At 62.5% G+C, this 22,155-nt stretch carries 18 protein-coding genes and 1 pseudogene; 13 read left to right on the forward strand and 6 right to left on the reverse strand.

Annotated features, from left to right (window positions below):
- Positions 1–4 precede the first annotated feature (4 nt).
- The 3 genes from ACO1XS_RS14095 to ACO1XS_RS14105 form a co-directional block, all read right to left on the reverse strand.
- Entirely contained in the window at positions 5–1,894 is a 1,890-nt protein-coding gene (locus ACO1XS_RS14095) for a methyl-accepting chemotaxis protein (protein ID WP_486390956.1), read from the reverse strand.
- Positions 1,895–2,054: 160 nt separating this feature from the next.
- Positions 2,055–3,200, reverse strand: a complete 1,146-nt coding sequence (locus tag ACO1XS_RS14100) for a porin (protein ID WP_331570591.1) — start codon at positions 3,198–3,200, stop codon at positions 2,055–2,057.
- Positions 3,201–3,392: 192 nt separating this feature from the next.
- Entirely contained in the window at positions 3,393–4,181 is a 789-nt protein-coding gene (locus ACO1XS_RS14105; protein WP_331570593.1) for a CDP-diacylglycerol diphosphatase, read from the reverse strand.
- Positions 4,182–4,437: 256 nt separating this feature from the next.
- Between ACO1XS_RS14105 and ACO1XS_RS14110 the strand changes: the two genes are divergently transcribed.
- The 4 genes from ACO1XS_RS14110 to ACO1XS_RS14125 all read left to right on the forward strand — a co-directional run bounded on the left by ACO1XS_RS14110 (position 4,438) and on the right by ACO1XS_RS14125 (position 8,563).
- Entirely contained in the window at positions 4,438–5,607 is a 1,170-nt protein-coding gene (locus ACO1XS_RS14110; protein WP_414720266.1) for a quaternary amine ABC transporter ATP-binding protein, read from the forward strand.
- Positions 5,600–6,502 carry a choline ABC transporter permease subunit gene (gene choW / locus ACO1XS_RS14115; protein WP_331570595.1) on the forward strand — a complete coding sequence of 301 codons (903 nt, stop codon included), beginning with the start codon at positions 5,600–5,602 and terminating at the stop codon, positions 6,500–6,502. The genes ACO1XS_RS14110 and choW overlap by 8 nt, the downstream gene beginning before the upstream one ends.
- Positions 6,503–6,514: 12 nt before the next feature.
- Positions 6,515–7,501, forward strand: a complete 987-nt coding sequence (locus ACO1XS_RS14120; RefSeq protein ID WP_331570597.1) for a GlxA family transcriptional regulator — start codon at positions 6,515–6,517, stop codon at positions 7,499–7,501.
- A gap of 129 nt (positions 7,502–7,630) precedes the next feature.
- Complete coding sequence (locus tag ACO1XS_RS14125; protein ID WP_414720267.1) at positions 7,631–8,563, forward strand: choline ABC transporter substrate-binding protein; 933 nt, start codon at positions 7,631–7,633, stop codon at positions 8,561–8,563.
- A gap of 98 nt (positions 8,564–8,661) precedes the next feature.
- On the opposite strand, the gene ACO1XS_RS14130 is transcribed toward ACO1XS_RS14125, so the two are convergent.
- Positions 8,662–9,738 carry a GlxA family transcriptional regulator gene (locus tag ACO1XS_RS14130; RefSeq protein WP_331570599.1) on the reverse strand — a complete coding sequence of 359 codons (1,077 nt, stop codon included), beginning with the start codon at positions 9,736–9,738 and terminating at the stop codon, positions 8,662–8,664.
- Positions 9,739–10,053: 315 nt separating this feature from the next.
- On the opposite strand from ACO1XS_RS14130, the gene ACO1XS_RS14135 reads away from it, so the two are divergent.
- Genes ACO1XS_RS14135 through ACO1XS_RS14155 form a run of 5 tightly spaced genes read left to right on the forward strand, consistent with a single transcriptional unit; the run spans position 10,054 to position 16,681 of the window.
- Entirely contained in the window at positions 10,054–11,439 is a 1,386-nt protein-coding gene (locus tag ACO1XS_RS14135) for an L-serine ammonia-lyase (protein ID WP_331570601.1), read from the forward strand.
- A gap of 27 nt (positions 11,440–11,466) precedes the next feature.
- Entirely contained in the window at positions 11,467–12,711 is a 1,245-nt protein-coding gene (locus ACO1XS_RS14140; protein ID WP_486390957.1) for a sarcosine oxidase subunit beta family protein, read from the forward strand.
- A gap of 22 nt (positions 12,712–12,733) precedes the next feature.
- A complete protein-coding gene (locus tag ACO1XS_RS14145; protein ID WP_173255535.1) occupies positions 12,734–13,045 on the forward strand; it encodes a sarcosine oxidase subunit delta in 312 nt (103 codons plus the stop codon).
- The gene (locus ACO1XS_RS14150; protein ID WP_331570605.1) at positions 13,042–16,065 is read left to right on the forward strand and encodes a sarcosine oxidase subunit alpha family protein; all 3,024 of its coding nucleotides are present in this window, start codon (positions 13,042–13,044) and stop codon (positions 16,063–16,065) included. The genes ACO1XS_RS14145 and ACO1XS_RS14150 overlap by 4 nt, the downstream gene beginning before the upstream one ends.
- Positions 16,055–16,681: a sarcosine oxidase subunit gamma gene (locus ACO1XS_RS14155; protein WP_486390958.1), complete on the forward strand. Its 627-nt coding sequence runs from the start codon at positions 16,055–16,057 to the stop codon at positions 16,679–16,681. Before ACO1XS_RS14150 ends, ACO1XS_RS14155 begins: the two co-directional genes overlap by 11 nt.
- A gap of 77 nt (positions 16,682–16,758) precedes the next feature.
- Here the strand turns inward: ACO1XS_RS14155 and ACO1XS_RS14160 are convergent, their stop codons facing one another.
- Complete coding sequence (locus tag ACO1XS_RS14160) at positions 16,759–17,988, reverse strand: MFS transporter (RefSeq protein ID WP_486390959.1); 1,230 nt, start codon at positions 17,986–17,988, stop codon at positions 16,759–16,761.
- A 176-nt stretch (positions 17,989–18,164) separates the two neighbouring features.
- On the opposite strand from ACO1XS_RS14160, the pseudogene ACO1XS_RS14165 reads away from it, so the two are divergent.
- A pseudogene (locus ACO1XS_RS14165) lies at positions 18,165–18,339 on the forward strand (sarcosine oxidase subunit gamma family protein); the annotation flags it as partial.
- Positions 18,340–18,467: 128 nt separating this feature from the next.
- Complete coding sequence (locus ACO1XS_RS14170; protein ID WP_486390960.1) at positions 18,468–19,457, forward strand: aldo/keto reductase; 990 nt, start codon at positions 18,468–18,470, stop codon at positions 19,455–19,457.
- 31 nt (positions 19,458–19,488) lie between these two features.
- Here ACO1XS_RS14170 and ACO1XS_RS14175 read toward each other — a convergent pair whose 3' ends face one another.
- On the reverse strand, positions 19,489–20,460 hold the full coding sequence (locus tag ACO1XS_RS14175; protein ID WP_331572089.1) for an AraC family transcriptional regulator: 972 nt from the start codon (positions 20,458–20,460) through the stop codon (positions 19,489–19,491).
- A gap of 173 nt (positions 20,461–20,633) precedes the next feature.
- On the opposite strand from ACO1XS_RS14175, the gene ACO1XS_RS14180 reads away from it, so the two are divergent.
- Positions 20,634–21,686, forward strand: coding sequence for an NAD(P)-dependent alcohol dehydrogenase (locus ACO1XS_RS14180; protein WP_331572091.1), 1,053 nt, complete (start codon positions 20,634–20,636; stop codon positions 21,684–21,686).
- 13 nt (positions 21,687–21,699) lie between these two features.
- Positions 21,700–22,155 (forward strand): (2Fe-2S)-binding protein, encoded by a 456-nt coding sequence (locus ACO1XS_RS14185; protein ID WP_331572093.1) that lies wholly within the window; start codon positions 21,700–21,702, stop codon positions 22,153–22,155.

Raw genomic sequence — 22,155 nt, forward strand, 5'->3', positions numbered from 1 at the left:
CCCCTCAGTCGAGCTTGAAAAAGCCGACGGTGGTGTGCAGCTCGCGGCCTTGCTCGCTCAGCGACGCCGAGGCGGCCGCGATCTGCTCGACCAGCGCGGCGTTTTGTTGCGTCGATTGATCCATGAGCGAGACGGCCTGGTTCACCTCGTCGATCGAACGGCTCTGTTCGCGGGCCGATGCTGAAATCTCGGTCGTGATCGTCGCGACGTTCGCTATGGCGTCGGTTAGCTCCGAGATCGTCCGGCCGGCGACGTTGACCTGCTCGGCACCGGTTCTCACGTGGTCCACCGACGATTCCAGCAGGTCCTTGATTTCCTTCGCCGCGCTCGTCGATCGCTGTGCGAGGTTGCGCACTTCCGATGCGACGACGGCAAATCCGCGGCCGCTTTCGCCCGCACGCGCGGATTCGACCGCCGCGTTCAACGCCAGGATGTTGGTCTGGAAAGCGATGCTTTCGATCATGGCGACGATGCCGACGATACGCCCCGATTGCTCGACGGCGACGTCCATCGTCCGCGCGGCGCTCGACACGGCTTCATTGCCGCGGCGGGCGGTCTGGACCGCGCCCGTTGCGACTTCGTTGACGTTTTTCGCCTGCTCGGCCGTACCGCGCACCGTGTTCGCGAGTTCTTCCATCGTTGCGGCGGTCTGTTGAATCGAAGCGGCCTGTTGTTCGGTGCGCGCCGAGAGGTCGCCGTTGCCGGCGGACACTTCGTTGGCGGCGAGCTCGAAGTGGCGGCTGCTTGCCATCACCTTGACGAGCACGCCATGCAGTTTCTCGACGAAAGCGTTGAACTGGGTCGCGAGGTGTCCCACCTCGTCCTTGCTGACGAGCGGCAGGCGACGCGTCATGTCGCCATCGCCCGATGCAATCTCGTACATCGAGCCCGCCAGCGTGCGCAAAGGCGACGTCATCCGGCGTCCGAGCGCAATCGTTACGGCGAGCGCTCCCGCGAGCACCAGCAGACCGACGCCGATCAGCATCGCGGTGAGCCGATTGGCGGCCGCCATCATTTCGGCGCTTGGAACCAGCGCGAAATACCTCCATCCGTTTCGAGGCGAGGTATAGACGTACACGCGATACGACGTGCCGTTCATTTCGATCGTCGCGAGACCATCGCTCGCGGCGGCGAGTTGGCGGTACCCTTCGCCGAGCGCTTTCATATCCTTGAACTCGTGCGATTTGTCACGTGGGTCGACGAGGATTTTGCCGTTGTTGTCGACGACGATCAGGTAGCCTGTCTTGCCGAAACGGATGACGTTCGTGAGCTTGGCGAAGCCGTCGAGCGTAATGTCGCCCTCGAGCGCGCCGATGACTTCCCCTTGCGGATTCTTCACGACGCGCGCGAACGAAATGATTGCGCCGCCCGAGGCCGCCGCATTCAGATAGGGAGCCGGTCTGACGACGCGATCGGGTGCGGTCATCGCAAGCTGATACCAGGGTCTCACGCGTGGGTCGTAGTGTGCCCCGTTGAAGCTTTCGACCGGCCACTGTACATAGCCGCCCCATTTCGTCCCGATATCGAGGTAGCGCATATTCGGGTGGCTGTCGCCGAAGGCCTTCAGCAACGCGTAGATCGATCGTTCGACGGGGCCGTTCGACTCCGGCGTCATCGTATCGCTGTGCGTCATGTAATCGACGATGGTGTTATCGGCGGACTGCAATTGAACCGTATTCACCAGGTACGTCAGGTTCTGCTCGACTTCGCGGAAAAGCCCGTCCAGCGATTCATCGGCTTGCTTGATTCGCGCACTGCTCGATTGCTCGAAAGCATCGATAGCCTGATGACGAACGTTCAGCGCGCCTACCGTGGTCAATAACGCGACGGTGACCGCCAACGCGAAGCCGGAGGCCACGCTGATCTTGAACGCGATCGAATGTGTGAACTTCACCTTGTCCCCTTGTGATGTTTGAATGATTCGATCTCATCCCATCCGATGCGATCGAGACCGTACATGGCCGTCTATCCAGGATGTCGGCACTTCGGTCGAATAATTAAGCGGGACGGATAGCGGGAGGGAGAGGCGGCGCGGCGCCTCCCCGCGATGGAGTTCAGAACGAGTGCCGCATGCCGATTCGGACGTCGGCTTGCGTCGTCGTCGTGGAGGGTGTGAAGCTGTAGCCGATCACGGCATCCACGCCGCTCGACGCTTTCAGCCAATCGCCCGAGATGTAGACATCGGTCCGCTTCGAGAGCAGGTAGTGCAGGCCTGCCGACACCTGATTCCAGTGGTGGCCTTCGAACGACGTGTATTGATAACCGCCCACGGCACTGAATGCGGGGGTGACCTGCCAGCTGGCACCGCCTTCGCCCACGTGCATGTGGGATTTGGTACCGAGTCCCTTGATCTGCGTGTAGCTGTAGTTGCCCATCAGGGTGACGGTGCCGATCAGGTAGCTCGCGCCGATGCCGAACGTGGCCTGTTTGTCCACCGGGAAAGCACTGCTCGAAAACAGGTCCGTGATCGCGCCGGTTGCCGGATCGACGCTGACGGTCGGCCGTCCCAGGAACGTGTGGGTGCCGATCATCGCGTAAGGATCGAACGCATAGATGCCGTGCGGATTGTTGAGCTGCGTATAGGCGGTGCCGATCGTGAAGGGGCCGTTCGCATAGTGCGCGCCGACGCTCCATGCACTGTCCTGATGAAAGTTGCCGGCCACATTGCCGAACGAATACATGCCGCCGAACTTGAAGCCGCTGAATTCGTTCGACAGGAATTTGATCGAGTTCGGCAAACGGTCGATATTGAAACGATCGAAGTCGCCCTGGTGGATCGCATAGCCGCTGGCCCATGCCGAGACGTTGTACAGCCCGACCATTTCGCCCGTCATGTCGAGCTGATTGCCGAGCGAAACGGTGCCCCAGCTGTTCTGCAGTCCTACATAAGCCTGGCGCCCGAATTCGGCGCCGCCGAATCCCAACTGGCCGTTGCCGACATGAAAGCCGCTTTCGAGTACGAAAACGGCCGAAAGCCCGCCGCCAAGATCTTCCTGGCCTTTGATGCCCCAGCGATTACCATAGGAGATGCCGTCATCGAACTTGACGACATGAGAGCCGCCCGTATTGTTGACCCAGGTGATGCCGGCATCGATGATGCCGTAGAGCGTGACGCTGCTTTGCGCATAGCTTGCAGCGGGCATGCATGCGATCGCGAGCGCGGCGCCCGTGAACGCCGCTGCATTCAGTCGTTTTTTCATCGCTTCTGTCTCTGGAGGTTGGGAAGATGCGGCAGCAAGTCGTCGCGAGTCGGGCAAGTAGTGCAAAGGCGACGATTACCGCAACTTACAAGTCCATATTCCAGGCCATGTGAATAAAGGCGACATGAAATGGTCTCATTGCGACCTGGCGTGGGCGATATTCACGCGAGCGCGAGGGGCGTCTGCGCGGCGTTATATCGGGCCTGCCGCCTCGCAGCGATGGTCGAGCAGGACTTCGGCGGAGCCTGTTCCGCCGTCGACATCGGTGGCGCTGTTCACGATCAGCCACCCGTCGCGCTGTGCCCACGGGCCGGCTCCAGTGACGAGGATCGTTTGCATCGCCATCGCGCCCGGTCGGTCGCGCGCAACGATGTCGAAGGGATCCACGCTGAGTGTGGGCCCGTCGATGTGCATCACTCGATAACGCGCGCCATCGATCGTGTCCCATGTCCAGCGCTGCGCGACGTCGTATCGATGCTTGGCGAGCGCGGCGCTCGCCGAGGCGCTCATGCAGTCGATGTGGATGTGCAACTGGTCTTGCGAACGGCGATACGCGGAGTTGATCTCGAGTCCGAGTTGATCGTCGGCGAGCGCATGCCGATGTGCTTTTACGAGCGAAGCCTGCACGTAACTGCGCGCCTGCCATGCGTCGGCCCAGTAGTTGGGGGCGTCCGGCGCCGACACTGCGGGGCTCTCGATGCCTGAAACGCGCTCGGTTGGGATCAGCAGGTGTTGGGCAATGCCGCTGCGATCCTTGAGGATGGCGAAATGCCGATCGAGGTCGACGGCGGCGCACAGACCGGTGCGGCCGCTCGAACGCGCGGCGGCGGTGCAATCGAAGTGAACGATCTGCCATAGCGCGTTCGGATCCGTCGCGGCGAGCGTCGCGCAGCCGGCTGCCAGTACCGATGCGCAAAGCAGGGCGGCGAGGCGCGGCTCGAGCCTCATGCGCCCGATACGGATACGGCTCCCGTGAGACATCGCACGACCCGCGGGGGCACGATGGCGCGGCTTGTCTGACATAGCTTGCGTAATGTCTTCCTGGAACACGAACTTGCCAAAAAACGGGGCCATTTTGGCATGAAACGACGCGGAACCGCGCCGAGATCGGCGGCTTGCCGGCCCGTGTCGCATTTTCGCAAGCGTGCGTCGGAATTCGTCGGCTCCCCGGGGATTTTTCTGGCAACTATGTATGCAGACTGTGCAGGCACGCGCCTGCCGCAAGGAGACGGAGAAAATGAGTTCACCGAAGGTGGTCGTCGAAGGGCTCTGCAAGGTGTTCGGCAGCAACCCCAAGCAAGCGATCGACATGCTGGCTCAGGGCGCGACGAAAGACGAGATCTTTGCGCGCACAGGGCAGGTCGTCGGCGTGCACGACGTGTCGTTCGAGGTTCCGGAGGGCGAGATCTTCGTCCTGATGGGGCTCTCGGGTTCCGGGAAATCCACGCTGATTCGCCTGATCAATCGGCTTGTCGAGCCGACGGCGGGCAAGGTGCTCGTCGACGGGCGCGACATCGCGGCTGTGAAGCGCTCGGAGTTGACGGCGCTGCGCCGGCGCGACATGAGCATGGTGTTTCAGTCGTTCGCGCTGATGCCGCAGCGCACGGTGCTCGCCAACGCGGCCTTCGGCCTCGAAGTCGCCGGCGAAAAGCGCAAGGTGCGCGAGGCGCGCGCGATGGCGGTGCTCGAACAGGTGGGCCTCGCGACGTTTGCACACAAGCTGCCTTCCGAGCTGTCGGGCGGGATGCAGCAACGGGTCGGGCTCGCACGCGCGCTGGCCGTCAATCCATCGCTGATGATCATGGACGAGGCGTTTTCGGCGCTCGATCCGCTCAAGCGCAAGGAGATGCAAAACGTCCTGCTGCAGCTGCAAAAGGACCAGCGGCGCACGATTCTGTTCGTTTCGCACGATCTCGAGGAAGCGCTCAGGATCGGCAATCGGATTGCGATCATGGAAGGTGGCCGGCTCGTGCAGCTCGGCACGCCGCAGGAAATCATCAGCAGTCCGGCGGATGAGTACGTGCGCGCGTTTTTCGACGGCGTCGATACGAGCCGCTACCTGACCGCGGGCGATCTCATGCAGACGGACGCCGTGCCGCTCGTGCGGCACCTCGATGCGGCGGGCGTCGCGGCATCGCTGAACGGCAGCGCCGACTACGCGTTCGTGCTCGACGGCGAGCGCAAGTTCCGTGGCTTCGTCACGCGCGATGCGCTCGGCAAGGCTTCCTCCGACGTCGGGCAGGTCGAATGCATCTCACGCGGGGCGACGCTCGAGCAGGTCGTCTCGCGGGTCGTCGCGCATGCGCGCGCGCTGCCTGTCGTGGACGACGACGGCTGCTACTGCGGCTCGGTCGATCGCGCCGTCGTTCTTCAAGCTCTCACGCGTATGCGAGGTTCCCATGTCTGAACTCATTCCGCTCGGAAGTTGGGTGGACCACTCGGTCCACTATCTGCTCGATCACGACAGCAACACATTCGATGCGATCGGCCGGGCGATCGAATCGCTGGCGGCGCTCGTCGAGCATGGGCTGCAGGCCATACCCATGTGGGCGCTGATGGCGATTTTCATCGGCGTCGGGCTGTGGCGCGTGGGCTGGCGCTTCGCGCTGTTCACGACGCTATCGCTGTTGCTCATCTATGCCACCGGGTTCTGGGATCAGACTGTGGTCACGCTCGGCCTGACGCTTTCATCGACGATCATCAGCCTCGTCATCGGGATTCCGCTCGGCATCTGGACCGCCAAGAGCAAGCATGTGGCGCTCGTCGTGCGGCCGATCCTCGACCTCATGCAGACGATGCCGGCGTTCGTCTACCTGATTCCCGCGGCCATGCTGTTCGGCCTCGGACGCGTCCCGGGGATTCTCTCGACGGTCATCTTCGCGATGCCGCCCGCCGTGCGCCTGACGAGCCTCGGTATCCGGCACGTCAATCGCGAGATCGTCGAGGCGGGGCAGGCGTTCGGCTGCACGCCGTGGCAACTGCTCTACAAGGTGCAGTTTCCGAATGCGTTGCCGTCGATCATGCAAGGCGTCAATCAGACGATCATGATGGCGCTCTCGATGGTGATCATCGCTTCGATGGTGGGCGCCGGCGGACTCGGCAACGATGTGCTGGCGAGCATTCAGCGGCTCGATATCGGGCTCGGGTTCGAAAGCGGTTTGTCGGTCGTGCTGCTCGCGATCGTCCTCGACCGCATCACAGAGAGCTTCGGACGCATGCCCGGCGTCGTGCAGACGCAGCGCTTCAAGGGGCTTCGCAACGTGATGCGCGTGCGCTCGGCGCAGCCGGCCGCTCAAAGCTGACGCGAGGCACATATGGCGTCGGCCGTCGTTGCTGCGGACGAAGCGGCGAAGACCAGGACCGAACATTTCGGCTTCCTGACTTTGCCGAACTTCTCGATGATTGCGTTCACGAGCGCCGTCGAGGTGCTCAGGATGACGAACTACGTCAGCCGGGCCGACCACTACCGGTGGTCGGTGATTTCGCCGGACGGTGTTCCGGTGCCCGCCAGCAACGGGGTCACCGTGACGCCGACCTGCACGCTGGAAACGGCGGGCGTGCCCGATGTACTCATTGTTTGCGGCGGCACGCAGATTCGCGAGGGGGTGGATCTGCGCGTGCGCAGCCTGCTTGCTTATCTCGCCTCGCGCGATGTGCCGCTCGGCGCGCTGTGCACGGGCGCTTACGCTCTGATGAGTGCGGGCCTGCTCGACGATTACCGGTGCACCGTGCACTGGGAGGATATGTCCGCCCTGCATCGCGAGTTCCCACGCGTGAAGTTCACCGACGAGCTGTTCGTCATCGATCGCGATCGCCTCACCTGCACCGGCGGTACGGCACCGCTCGATCTGATGCTCCATCTCGTGGGGCGGCGGCACGGGCAGAACCTGGCTGGGCAGGTGTCGGCGCAGTTCATCCTGGAGCGCATCCGCAGCGCTTCGGACCATCAGCCGATTCCGGTCGATGCGCGCATCGGTTTTTCGCGGGCGGAGCTCGTCGAAGTCGTGCGGCTCATGGAGGCGAACATCGAAGAGCCGCTTTCCCTCGATGAACTGGCAAGGCTCGTCAGGCTCTCGCAGCGCCATCTGCAGCGCATGTTCAAGCTCTATCTCGACGTTTCGCCGACTCACTACTACTTGTCGCTTCGCCTTCGCCGTGCTCGCGAGCTGCTGCGCACGACCGATGCATCGATCGCGCATGTCACGTCGATATGCGGTTTTCAGTCTCCGTGCCACTTCAGCAAGGCTTATCGCTCGCAGTTCGGGTATGCGCCGAGCCGCGAGCGCAGGCGCGAGCATTAACGAAGCAGGTTCGTTGTGAATCGATTGGCAGTCCGTACGATGCTTTGCCTTGCCCGGCGAAGTGTCGATCCTGTAATCAGCAAAAAACAAGGCAGGGAACTGAGGATGATCGCGATGAAGCAGGTGTGGATGAAAGCCGGTTATGTAGTGGCCGCCGCGGCGCTATCGACGTCCGCTTATGCGACGGACCCGGCGGCGTGTCGCAACGTGCGTTTTGCGGATGTGGGCTGGACCGACATCGCCGCAACGACGGGCTTGGCCTCGACGGTTTTCGAAGGGCTCGGCTATCACCCGATGAAGACGATCGCTTCGGTGCCGATCACCTTTACCGGCATCAAAAGCAAGCAGATCGACGTGTTTCTCGGCTACTGGTCGCCCACGATGGATCCGATCGTCGCGCCGTTCGTCAAGGCAGGGCAGGTCAAGGTACTGGCGAGCCCCAATCTGACCGGTGCGAAATATACGCTGGCCGTCCCGGAATACGTCTATAACGGCGGGCTCAAGACGTTTGCCGATATTCAAAAGTATGCCGACAAGCTCGATGGCAAGATATACGGCATCGAGCCGGGCAACGACGGCAATGCCCTCATCGAAAAGATGATCAAGGGCAATCAGTATGGCCTCGGCAAATTCAAGCTCGTCGAATCGAGCGAGGCCGGCATGCTCGTCGAGGTGAACAAGGCGGCCCGCAACAAGCAGTGGATCGTTTTTCTCGGTTGGGAGCCTCACCCGATGAACGTGCAGATGAAGATCGACTATCTGAGCGGCGGCGACGATGTGTTCGGGCCGAACTACGGCGAGGCGAAGGTTTTCACCGCCACGCCGCCCGACTATGCGGCACGTTGTCCCAACGCGGCGAAGCTCGTATCGAATCTGAAGTTCACGACGGATGTCGAAAACCACGTGATGATGCCGATCATGAACAAGGAAGATCCGACGAAGGCTGCGACGGCCTGGTTGAAGCAGAACCCGAAGGTGCTCGATCAATGGCTCTCGGGCGTGACGACGTTCGACGGGAAGGATGGGCTCGCGGCGGTGAAGTCTTACATCGCCTCGCATTGACGTCCGATCGGGTCGATATCGGGTGCCGTGGCTGATAGACGCGTCGAGGCGGGTCAGTCACGGCTGGTGCGAAACGCCCGACGAATGCGGCTTGCCCGTCAATCCTCGTCGTCGGGCAGGGATTCACCGTCGATCAGCGCGAATTCTTCCTGCTTCGACAGCCCCGCTTGCCGCTCGCGATAGGTGACGGGCGGCACGCCGAATTGCTTGCGGAACTCGCGCCCCAGATGCGACGCATCGGAGAACCCGCAGCTCGATGCGATATCGGCGACCGTTCGGTCGGAACTCGTCAGCAGCCATGCGGCCGTGCGTAGCCGCACATGCTTGGCGAACGTCTGAGGGCTCTTACCCGTTTCAGCCTTGAAGAGCCGTTCGAGCTGACGCGGCGACAAATCGAGCTTGCACGCCAGCTCTTCGAGCGGCAGCGTGCGCCCGACGTGCTGCTCCATCAACAGGATCGCACGCTTGACCTTCGGATGCGTCGCGGGCGCGAGCCCCGGTGGGTGGGGCTGCGGCGCGTTGCCCTTCTGCATTTCCCCGACGAGCAAGATCCGTAACGCCTTTTGCACTGTCGCATGATCGAAGTGACGCAGCAGAATGGCGGCGGCGACGTCGATCGACGCGCGACCGCCCGAGCACGTCACGCGCCGGCGATCGATGACGAACAGTCTGTCCGCCACGAGCAGGTTCGTATCGGCGGACGGAAACCGCTCGATGAAATCCCAGTAGTGAAACCAGCTGACGCATGTACGGTAGCCGTGCAGCACGCCCGCGCGCATCAGCGCGAAGACGCCTGTGCAGATGCCGACGACCGTCGCGCCGCGGTTCGCCGCGCGTCGAATGAATTCGAGCGTGTCGTCGTCGGCGTGCGGTCCCGAATGCAGCAGCCCGCCGACGACGACGACGTAGTCGAACGGTTCGGACTCCTCATAGGTTTCCCATGGCGTCACCTGGATGCCGCAGCTCGCGCGCACGGGCGCAAGCGTCCTGCCCACGACGCTCCAGGCGCAGCGCACGGGCTTGCTGAAATCGCTGTCGTCTGCGGACAGGCGCAGCATGTCGACGAAGCCCGAGAATGCCGTCAGCGTGAAATTCGGCAGCAGAACGATGCCGAAACGGATGCGTTCCTTCGGTATGACGGAGGTAATCGGCGGTGACGGATCGACTGCGTTCATGTTGCCAATGCAAAAAGACGATGCGGCGGCGCGAGCCGCCTGGGAGGGCATCGCCGACGCGTGGCGCCGGGTGCCCACTTGTGGTTTTCCGCCGCAAATTATCACTTACGCGTACAACAGGGGCCCGCGCGGGTAGGTTTGGCGACGGCATCCCACAGCGATGCCGCTTTTGTTCTATCGGCGAATTCTACGCTTTGGTGTACTGGCGTCCATCGGTAATCGTACGCCGCAAACGGCAACCGCGACGCAATTCGCGAGCGGATGCGGCGCCGCATCATTTCACGAGACGTCAATTCGTCAATCGAGGCCGTCCCCATGAACGTCAGTGTTTTCGATCTCTTCAAGATCGGTGTCGGGCCTTCGAGCTCCCATACCGTCGGTCCGATGATCGCCGCGTGCCGGTTCGTCTCGCATGTCGAGGATGCGAATCTGCTCGGCTACGTACGCCGCGTGAAGGTCGAGCTCTACGGCTCGCTCGGCGCGACGGGCAAGGGCCACGGCACGGACAAGGCCGTGCTGCTCGGGCTCGAAGGGCATCTGCCCGATACGATCGACCCCGATCTGATCGAGCCCCGGCTCGCCCATATTCGGCGCGAAAAATCGCTGCAACTGCTGGGTCAGACGCCCATCCGCTTCGATGAAAAGGAAGACATCGCGTTCTATCGTCGGCTCATGACCGGTACGAACGTCGTCCATTCGAACGGCATGCGTTTTCAGGCGTTCGACGAGCTCGGTCAATTGCTCGTCGAAAAAGAGTATTACTCGGTTGGCGGCGGCTTCGTGGTCAATCGCGATGGCGACCGTGTCAACGGTGTCAGCAGCGGTGCATCCGTGCCCTATCCGTTTCGCACGGGGGCCGATTTGCTGCGCGCATGCAGCGAACACGGGCTCTCGATCGCGCAAGTAGCCATGCAAAACGAATGTGCTTCGCGCGAGCCGGCGCTGGTACGCGAAGGGCTGCTCGCGATCTGGCGCACGATGGCCGCGTGCGTCGAGCGCGGTTGCCGCACCGAGGGGGAGCTGCCCGGGCCGATGCGCGTCAAGCGTCGTGCTGCGGAGCTTTCGAAGCACCTGCGGGCGCGTTCGGAGGAATGCCTGCGCGACCCGCTTTCGATGCTCGACTGGGTGAATCTCTACGCGATGGCCGTGAACGAAGAAAACGCGGCCGGCGGGCGAGTCGTCACGGCACCGACCAACGGTGCGGCGGGCGTGATTCCGGCCGTGTTGCACTACTACGTCAAGTTCGTGCCCGGCGCGAACGAGGACGGCATCGTCGATTTTCTGCTGACGGCCGCGGCCATCGGCATCATCTACAAGGAAACGGCTTCGATCTCGGGCGCGGAAGTCGGCTGTCAGGGCGAAGTCGGCGTGGCCTGCTCGATGGCGGCCGCCGCGCTCGCCGCGGTCATGGGCGGCACACCGCGTCAGGTCGAAAATGCGGCCGAAATCGGCATGGAGCACAACCTCGGCATGACCTGCGATCCGGTTGGCGGTCTCGTGCAGATTCCCTGCATCGAGCGCAACGCCATGGGCGCCATCAAGGCGCTGAACGCATCGCGCATGGCGCTCAAGGGCGACGGAGAGCATTACGTGTCGCTCGACTCGGTCATCAAGACGATGCGCGAAACGGGCGCGGACATGAAGACGAAGTACAAGGAGACGTCGCGCGGCGGGCTGGCCGTCAACGTCATCGAATGCTAAATGAGGAACACCGCAAGGACGACCGCTATGAGCCGCTTTTCCCTATTCAGTCTGGTGCGCAACGGATTGTCGTATCACGAGAACTGGGAGCGCCAATGGCGCAGTCCCGAGCCGAAGCGCGAATACGACGTGGTGATCGTCGGCGGCGGCGGTCATGGTCTCGCCACCGCCTATTACCTCGCGAAGGAGCACGGCATGCGTAATGTCGCCGTGCTCGAGAAGGGATGGCTCGGCGGCGGCAACACCGCGCGCAATACGACGATCATTCGTTCCAACTACTTGTGGGACGAGTCGGCTGCGCTCTACGAAAAGGCGATGAAGCTCTGGGAGGGGCTCTCGCAAGATCTGAACTACAACGTCATGTTCAGTCAGCGCGGCGTCATGAACCTCGCGCATACGCTTCAGGACGTGCGCGATACGCAACGGCGCGTCAACGCCAACCGGCTCAACGGCGTCGATGCCGAATATCTGACGCCCGAGCAGATCAAGGAGATCGAGCCGACGATCAATCTGAATGCCCGCTACCCGGTGCTCGGCGCATCGTTTCAGCGGCGCGGCGGCGTCGCGCGTCACGATGCGGTGGCCTGGGGTTTCGCGCGCGGCGCGGATTCGCATGGCGTCGACATCATCCAGAACTGTCAGGTGACGGGTATTCGACGCGATGGCGGTGCCGTCGTCGGTGTCGAAACGGTGAAGGGCTTCATCAAAGCGAAGAAGGTCGCGGTGGTCGCCGCCGGCAATACGACGACGATTGCCGATATGGCCGGTATCCGTCTGCCGATCGAAAGCCACCCGTTGCAGGCGCTCGTTTCCGAGCCGATCAAGCCTGTCGTCAATACGGTGGTCATGTCCAACGCCGTGCATGCCTACATCAGCCAGTCCGACAAGGGCGATCTCGTCATCGGCGCCGGCATCGATCAATACGGCGGTTTCGGCCAACGTGGCAGCTTCCATGTGATCGAAGGCACGTTGCAAGCCATCGTCGAAATGTTCCCCGTGTTTTCGCGCGTGCGGATGAATCGGCAATGGGGTGGCATCGTCGATGTCTCGCCCGATGCGTGCCCGATCATCAGCAAGACCGACGTCAAAGGGCTCTATTTCAATTGCGGATGGGGAACGGGCGGGTTCAAGGCGACGCCGGGTTCCGGATGGGTGTTTGCGCACACGATCGCCAACGACGCGCCGCATCCGATCAACGCGCCGTTTTCGCTCGACCGGTTCTACACCGGCCATCTGATCGACGAACACGGCGCTGCCGCCGTAGCCCACTGAAGGCACTGGAGAGAGACCAATCATGTTGATGATCGAATGCCCCTGGTGCGGCCCGCGTGCCGAATCCGAATTCTCCTGCGGCGGCGAAGCCGACATCGTGCGCCCGCTCGAGCCCGAGAAATTGTCCGACCGCGAGTGGGGCGATTACCTCTTCATGCGGCACAACACGCGCGGCGTGCATCGCGAGCAATGGCTTCACGCGCAGGGCTGCCGGCGGTGGTTCAAGGCAACGCGCGATACGGTGACGTACGCGATCCAGGGATATGAAACGTTCGACGGGGCCACCCCCGAGCGGGCGGAGCACAACGGCAAACAACAGGGCACGCAATCATGAGCAGCCAGAAAGACCGACTCGGCGCCGGCGGGCGGATCAATCGCGCCATTCCGTTGACGTTCACGTTCAACGGCCGTACGTACCAGGGCTATCAGGGCGATACGCTCGCATCGGCGCTGCTCGCCAATGGCATGCATTTCGTGGCGCGAAGCTGGAAGTACCATCGCCCCCGCGGCATCGTGACGGCGGGCGTGGAAGAGCCGAATGCCATCGTGCAACTCGAACGCGGCGCCTATACCGTGCCGAATGCGCGTGCGACCGAAATCGAGCTCTACCAGGGACTCGTCGCGCGCAGCGTGAATGCGGAGCCGTCGATCGAGGACGACCGCATGGCGATCAATCAGAAGATCGCGCGCTTCATTCCCGCGGGCTTCTATTACAAGACGTTCATGTGGCCGCGCAAATGGTGGCCGAAGTACGAAGAAAAGATTCGCGAGGCAGCGGGTCTGGGCAAAGCGCCCGATACGCTCGACGCGGACCGTTACGACAAGTGCTTCGCGCACTGCGACGTGCTCGTCGTCGGCGGCGGGCCCGCAGGTTTGGCCGCGGCGCATGCAGCCGGGTTGGCAGGCGCGCGCGTGATTCTCGTCGACGACCAGCGCGAGCTCGGCGGCAGCCTGCTGTCGTGCCGCGCGCAGATCGACGGTAAGCCCGGGGTGCAGTGGGCCGAGAAGATCGAATCGGCGCTCGCGCAGATGCCGGACGTCAAAATCCTCACGCGCAGTACCGCGTTCGGCTATCAGGATCACAATCTCGTGACGGTCGTTCAGCGTGTGACCGACCATCTGCCGGTTTCGCTGCGCAAGGGTACGCGCGAGCTCGTCTGGAAGATTCGCGCCAAGCGCGTGATCCTTGCGACGGGCGCGCACGAGCGTCCGCTCGTGTTCGGCAACAACGATTTGCCGGGCATCATGCTGGCCTCTGCCGTGTCGACTTATGTGCATCGATATGGCGTGCTCCCCGGGCGCGAGGCCGTCGTCTTCACGAACAACGATGACGGATATCAGTGCGCGCTCGATTTGAAAGCGAGCGGCGCGAAGGTCACGGTTGTCGATCCGCGGGCATCGAGCGACGGTGCACTGCCCGCCGCCGCGCGGCGTCATGGCATCGCCGTGAAAAGCGGTGCCGTCGTCACCGTGGCGAACGGCAAGCGTCGTGTGTCGTCGGTCGAAATCGCCAGGTTCGACAAGGGCGTGGTCGGCGCGCGGCAAGAGACGATCGCTTGCGACCTCGTGGCGATGTCGGGGGGCTGGAGCCCCGTGCTGCATCTTTTCGCGCAGTCGGGCGGTAAGGCGCATTGGAACGACGAGAAGTCCTGCTTCGTGCCGGGCAAGGCTGCCCAGCCCGAAGTGAGCGTCGGTGCCGCGTCGGGCGAATTCAGTCTTGCGCGCGGCCTGCGTCTGGCGCTCGATGCCGGTCTCGAAGCCGCGCAATCGCTGGGCTTCAAGGCTGTGCGTCCGCCTGCACCGCAAGTGGCCGATATCAAGGAGTCGCCGTTGCTGCCGCTTTGGCTGGTCGGCTCACACGAGCGTGCTGCACGCGGGCCCAAGCAATTCGTCGATTTTCAGAACGACGTATCGGCGGCCGACATTCTGTTGGCCGCACGCGAAGGTTTCGAGTCGGTCGAGCATGTGAAGCGTTATACGGCCATGGGGTTCGGCACCGATCAAGGCAAGCTCGGCAACATCAACGGCATGGCGATTCTCGCGAGCGCGCTCGGCAAGACGATTCCCGAGACGGGCACGACGACGTTCCGCCCCAACTACACGCCCGTGACGTTCGGTGCGATCGCCGGCCGGGAGATCGGGGATTTCATCGATCCCATCCGCAAGACCTGCATTCACGAATGGCACGTGGAGAACGGTGCGGCGTTCGAGGATGTCGGCAACTGGAAGCGGCCTTGGTATTACCCGAAGGCGGGCGAAGACCTGCACGCTGCCGTCGCGCGCGAATGTCTCGCGGTGCGAACGGGCGTCGGCATTCTCGATGCGTCCACGCTTGGCAAGATCGATATCCAGGGTCCCGATGCGGCGAAGCTGCTGAACTGGGTGTACACGAATCCGTGGTCGAAGCTCGAAGTGGGCAAATGCCGCTACGGCCTCATGCTCGATGAAAACGGCATGGTGTTCGACGACGGCGTGACCGTTCGTCTGGGCGATCAGCACTACATGATGACGACGACGACGGGCGGCGCCGCGCGGGTGCTGACCTGGCTCGAGCGATGGCTGCAGACGGAATGGCCGGACATGAAGGTGCGGCTGGCTTCGGTCACGGACCATTGGGCTACGTTTGCCGTCGTTGGGCCGAAGAGCCGCAAAGTGCTGCAAAAGGTTTGCCGCGACGTGGATTTCGCGAATGAGGCGTTCCCGTTCATGAGCTATCGCGATGGCACGGTGGCCGAAGTGAAGGCGCGCATCATGCGGATCAGCTTCTCCGGCGAGCTTGCGTACGAAGTCAACGTGCCGGCCAACGCGGGGCGCGCGGTCTGGGAAGCGCTGATGGAGGCCGGTGCGGAGTTCGGCATTACGCCGTACGGCACGGAAACGATGCACGTGCTGCGTGCGGAGAAGGGCTACATCATCGTCGGGCAGGACACTGACGGGTCGATCACTCCGTTCGATCTCGGTATGGGCGGTCTTGTTGCGAAGACGAAGGACTGTCTGGGCAAGCGGTCGCTGACCCGGTCCGACACCGCGAAGGAAGGGCGCAAGCAACTCGTGGGACTGTTGACCGACGATCCCGCCACCGTGTTGCCCGAAGGCGGCCAGATTCTGGCGAAGGGTACGAGGACACCGCCCGCGAATACCGTTGCGACGGAGCCGGTGCCGATGCTCGGGCATGTCACGTCGAGCTACTACAGCCCGATTCTGAAGCGCTCGATTGCGATGGCTGTTGTCAAGGGTGGGCTTGGCAAGATGGGGCAGAAAGTGACGATCGATTTGAACGGGCGCACCGTCGACGCGACGATTTCGAGCCCCGTGTTCTATGACACCGAAGGAGTGCGTCAGCATGTGGAATGAGACGAAAGGCAATGCGGCGACGCTCGGCGGCCAGGGACGGCTCGAATCTCCGCTCGTCGGCGTGCAGGATATTCTTGCGGCGAGTCAGGCCAAGCAATCGAATGTATTTCGACTGCGCGAGCGGCCGTTTTTGGAACTCGTGAACGTGCGCGGCGATGCGCGCGATCCGGCGTTCATGAGTGCCGTGCAAAGCGTGCTTGGCGCGAGCTTGCCTGTGAAGCCGAATACGGTTGCGCAGGCGAGCGAGTGCGACATGCTTTGGTTGGGTCCGGACGAATGGCTCGTTCGCTCGATCGAGCCGCGGGCGGCTCAGCTCGAAGCGAAGCTCGGCGCGGCGTTTCAGGGGCTGTTTGCTGCGGCTGTCGATGTGGGGAGCGGTTATACGGTGTTGGAAGCGAGTGGGACGCATGTGCGCGACGTGCTGGCGCGCGGCTGCCCGCTCGATCTTCATCCGCGTATGTTGGCGCGTGGGCAATGCGCGCAGAGCCATTATTTCAAGGCTTCGATCGTGCTCGTGCCGCTGGGTAGCGACAGCTATGAGATCGTGGTGCGCCGCAGTTTTGCCGATTATTTTTGCCGCATTTTGTTGGATGCCGCGGCGCCGTTGTTGATGTAGGGTGGGTGGTCGGCCTTGGGCAGTTCAGGGCCGGCCTACTCACGCTCTGATGACGTCTTCGAGTTCCTTGCATCAGATCATTTCGCGTTTCCTTGATGTTTTCGGCTGTTGGCAGCGAGACCGATCCCGATGGTTCCGATGATGCTGATGAGGGCAGCGAATATTAGCGCATGGGAATGACCCACGGTTTCGCCAATGAGACCGGCGCCGAGATAGATGAACGGGTGCGCGCCGCTGGTCATCATCGTGTCGACCGCTACAACCTTGCCGAGGTCTTTTTCCGGTGAGAGCGTTTGCATGGCCGTTGCCCAGCCAGTGAGCCACGAGGCCTCGACAAACCCGACAAACATTGCTCCCAAGACGGCCATCCAGCCGAAACCACCCATTCCCAGCAAGGCCATTGCGCTCGCGACAAAGAGGCCACACGTCAGTGCCAGCATTTTTAGATGCCGATGGCCCGAAGCGAGTACGACGGCTACAGATCCGATACACGCGCCAAGGCCCGAGGCCGCCAGACACACCGCCCACATCGTGTCGCCGAAGCGATCCGTCACTGCGTAGGGAGCGACCACCAGAAAGACCGGAAAGCACAGAACATTCACGACTACGGTGGCAGCGAATCCGAGTAGCAGCTCTCGATCGCGGATGACCACCGCTACCCCGTTCAGTGCGTCGCGAATTGAAAATTCATCGTCGGATTGGAGTTTGCCCCCATCGGGGAGCGAGGCAGTGAAAATGGCAGCTGCAAAGAAGGTAATGCCGTCGATCAGCACGCCCCACACCGGATCCCACAAAATGATCAAGACTCCTAGTGTGGCCGGAAAGATTACCGCGACGAGATTGTCGAGAAAGTTGATGGCTCCGTTCCCTGCAGCCAAGGCCTGCTTCGGTAACAGATTGACGAGTAACACCTGAGTGCACGGACGAGAGATGCCGATGCCGATGCCGAATGCAAGATAGGCAAGCGCCAAGCTCCATGAGGGCGAGCCACATGCCATAAGCGCTACGACGATAAGTTGTACCGCGCCTCTCGCGGTATCTGTGGCTATGAGAACCTGCTTTGGCGAGGTTCGATCTGCCAGCATCCCACCCGCCACAGCGCCGATGACCGTGCCGATTCCCACCGCAGCCAGGACAACCCCGAGGGTCTCGCCGCCGAATCCAGCGCGAATCATGGCGACGGGAAGGGCTGCCAAACAGACGACGTCGCCTGCCATTGACAGGCCTTGACCGATCAGCAACTTCCGGAATGCCTGGAAATGCAGCGCATCGCGATAAGGCGACATGCGCTTGGCGAGTGATGTCATTCAGGCTACCCACACAGATTGGCTCGTCCGTAAGAGTGACGTTTGGCAGGAAGCTGGCGAGTGTAGGGACTACCGCCAATCGTCAGCATTCTGTTGCGAAATTTCGGACGATTGGAGGCATAGCTTGCGCGCAACGCAATGCGCGTCCGAAGCAAGCATTCACGAGGCCGGTTATCCTGCTGGCGCGTGGCTGCCCGCTCGATCTTCATCCGCGTGTATTGGCGTGTGGGCAATGCGCGCAGAGCCATTGTTTCAAGGCTTCGATCGTGCTCGTGCCGCTGGAGCGACAGCTATGAGATCGTGGTGCGCCGCAGTTTTGCCGATTATTTTTGCCGCATTTTGTTGGATGCCGGCTGTAACGTCACGCTGCACAAGTCGCCCATTTGCGGATCGCAGATCGGTGCTCCAGCGCGCATTCGCTGCGAGAGAGCTATTCTTTGGGCTTTGCCCCCCAAGCGCTCGACTCCCGGAGGAACCCCATGGAATACCGCAAGCTAGGCCGCACCGGACTGACGGTTTCGCGCCTGTGTCTCGGCACAATGACGTTCGGCTTTCAGACCGACGAAGCGACGTCGGGCCGCATCATGGCAACCGCCGCCGATGCCGGCATTACCTTTTTCGATACGGCCAACGTCTATCCCCTAGGCGGTGGCGACTCAAACGTCGGCGCCACCGAGGAAATCGTCGGACGCTGGCTGAAGGACAAGCGCCAACGCTTCGTGCTCGCAACGAAAGCCGTCGGCAAAATGGGCCCGTCGCCGTGGGATCAAGGCGCCTCGCGCAAACACCTGCTCGATGCCATCGATGCGTCGCTAAAGCGGCTCGGCACGGATTACGTCGATCTCTACCAACTGCACTCCGACGATCGCGAAACGCCCATCGACGAAACACTCGAAGCGCTCGATACGATCGTGCGCTCGGGACGTGCCCGCTATATCGGTGTCTCCAATTTCCTGGCCTACCGGCTCGCGCGTGCTTTAGGCCGTGCCGATACGCTCGGGCTTGCGCGCTTCGTCTCGGTTCAGCCTCGCTATAACCTGCTGTTCCGCCAGATCGAGCGCGAACTGCTGCCGCTGGCCGAAGAAGAAGGGCTTGGCGTGATTCCCTACAACCCGCTGGCCGGCGGCCTATTGACGGGCAAGCATAAGCGCGGTGCGACGCCCCCCGAAGGGCGCTTCACGCTCGGCACGGCCGGTGCGGTGTATCAGGAGCGCTACTGGCACGAGCGCGAATTCGAAACGGTCGACGCGTTCTGTAAAACGACGGCTGAGGCCGGGCTGTCGCCCGTGACCGCAGCCGTCGGCTGGGTACTGGCCAATCCCGCCATCACCTCGGCGATCATCGGCGCCAGCCGGCCCGAGCAATTGAGCGATTCCATCGCGGCCGCGGCCCGACCACTCGATGCCGCGCTCAAAACGAAGCTCGACGAATTGAGCTACGAATATCGCTTCGGCGATGCGCCCCGGTAACGAAGCCCCGAGCCCAAAACGGAACGCTTGCTCATTCAGCCGTCACATACTGGCTGCGTAAAGGCGCGACGGGCGGCGGCGAGCCGACCGCCGCGCGCACGCGCCGCGCCTCGTCGGCGGGCGTGACGCCAAAAAGCCGCTTGAATTCGCGGCTGAACTGCGAGGCACTTTCATAGCCGACGTGAGCCGCCGCCGCGCTCACGTTGAGCCCGTCTTGCGCCATCAGCAAACGCGCATGGTGCAGGCGCGTAGTCTTCACATACTGCATCGGCGAAGTGGCCGTCACGGCCTTGAACTGCGCATGGAACACCGCGAGGCTCATGCCTGCCTCGCGCGCGAGCGTTTCGACGTCGAGAGTGTTCTGGTAATCCGAATGAATACGGCGCAACGCCTTCGCAATGCGGCCGAAATGATGCTGATGCGTCAGCGCGACGCGAATGACATCGCCTTGCGGACCGGTCAGCACGCGATAGCAGATCTCGCGCACGATGCCCGGGCCGAGAATCGGGGCGTCGGCAGGCGAGGCCAGCGCTTCCACGAGCCGCAATACCGCATCGGCGAGCGGCCTTTCGAGCGGAGTGGCGTAAAACGCCCGCGGCTCGCCCTGGATGGGACCGCGCGAGTCGTTCAGCGCAATCAGCAGTTCCGCGACGACAGCGAGATCCATCTGGATCTTGACGGCCAGCAGCGGTTCGTCAGGCGTCGCTTCGGTCTCGCATTCGAACGGCAGCGGCACGGCCATCACGAGATAGTGCTGCGGGTCGTAGACGAAGGTCTGAGCGCCCAGGAATCCTCGTTTCCGTCCTTGGCAGACGATGACGATGCTCGGGTCGTACAAGACCGGTATGCGCGGGCAGCGATGGTTCAGGCGCATCAGCTTTACGCCTTCGATCGACGAAGGCACGATGCCTTCGGCCGGCGCGAGCCGGCCCAGCAATTCGACGACGCGTGCCTGCGATGCGTCGATGCCCACACGAGCGGTTTCCGAAGAAGAATGCGTCATGTCCGGGGAACGGTCTGGCAAGAGGAACAGGCTCGAAATCTACCACCAACGGCGCGGTTTTGCTGGTCGCCAAGAGAAACAGGCAAGGCTTCAAGAGGTTCAGGTATTTCGCGCGGCACGGCCGCTGCCTAGGATGTGAGGCTCGATTTGCCAACCGCATGACAGGAGCGACCATGTACAAGACTCACGCCTACGCAGCCCAGAACGCGCAATCGCCGCTCGCGCCGTTCGAATTGGAGCGTCGCGGTCTGCGCGAGCACGACGTGCATATCGAAGTGATGTTCTGCGGCGTGTGTCACTCGGACCTGCACCAGGCACGCAACGAATGGAGCAACACCCTCTACCCGGTGGTGCCGGGCCACGAGATCGTGGGCCGCGTGATGGAAGTCGGGCCGGCCGTCACGCGCTATAAAGCGGGCGACCTCGTCGGCGTCGGCTGTCTCGTCGATTCATGCCGAACCTGCGCGAGCTGCCAGGAGGGCCTCGAGCAATACTGCGAGAACGGCTTCGTCGGCACCTACAACGGCACGGATCGCGTAACGGGTGAAACGACCTACGGCGGCTATTCGACGAACCTCGTCGTCGACGAAGCGTTCGTGCTGCGCGTGCCCGACAACCTCGATCCGGCTGCCGTCGCACCGTTGCTGTGCGCGGGCATCACGACTTATTCGCCGTTGCGCACCTGGGGCGCCGGCCCGGGCAAGAAAGTCGGCATCGTCGGTCTCGGCGGCCTCGGCCACATGGGTGTGAAGCTCGCGCACGCAATGGGCGCGCACGTGGTGCTTTTCACGACGTCGGCGTCGAAGGTCGAAGACGGCAAGCGGTTGGGGGCGGACGAGGTCGTCATCTCGAAGGACCCCGAGGCGATGGCCAAACATGCAAACAGCTTCGATCTTTTGATCAATACGGTTGCCGCGCAACACGATTTGAATCCGTTCATCGCACTGCTCAAGCGCGACGGGACGATGACGCTGGTCGGCGCACCCGAGCACGATCATCCGTCGCCGCAAGTGTTCAACCTGATCCTGAAGCGCCGCCGGCTGGCGGGTTCGCTGATCGGGGGAATCGCCGAAACGCAGGAGATGCTCGATTTTTGCGGTCAGCATGGCATTACCTCGGATATCGAAATGATTCCGATGCAGCAGATCAACGAAGCTTACGGCCGGATGTTGAAGAGCGATGTGAAATATCGCTTCGTGATCGATATCGACTCATTGAGACAATAAGAAAGGACTGAGGATGGCGACGCTGACGATCAACGGAAAGGTCCACACGCTCGACGTGCCGGACGACATGCCGCTACTTTGGGTACTGCGCGATGTGGTGGGCCTGACCGGCACGAAGTTCGGTTGCGGCATCGCTCAGTGCGGTGCGTGTACGGTCCATCTCGATGGGGCCGCGGTGCGCTCGTGCGTGCTGCCGGTGTCGGCCGTCGCCGGCAAGAAAGTCACGACGATTGAAGCCGTCGGCGCCACGCCGGCAGGCCGTAAGGTGCAGGAAGCCTGGCGCGATCTCGATGTCGTCCAATGCGGTTATTGCCAGTCGGGGCAGGTGATGTCGGCTGCCTCGCTGCTCGCCCAAAACCCGAAGCCGAGCGATGCGGATATCGATGCGGCGATGTCGGGCAACCTCTGCCGTTGCGGCACCTACAACCGCATTCGTGCGGCCGTGAAGCACGCGGCGGGGGAAGTCTGA

It is taken from the genome of Trinickia sp. (genome assembly GCF_057351765.1).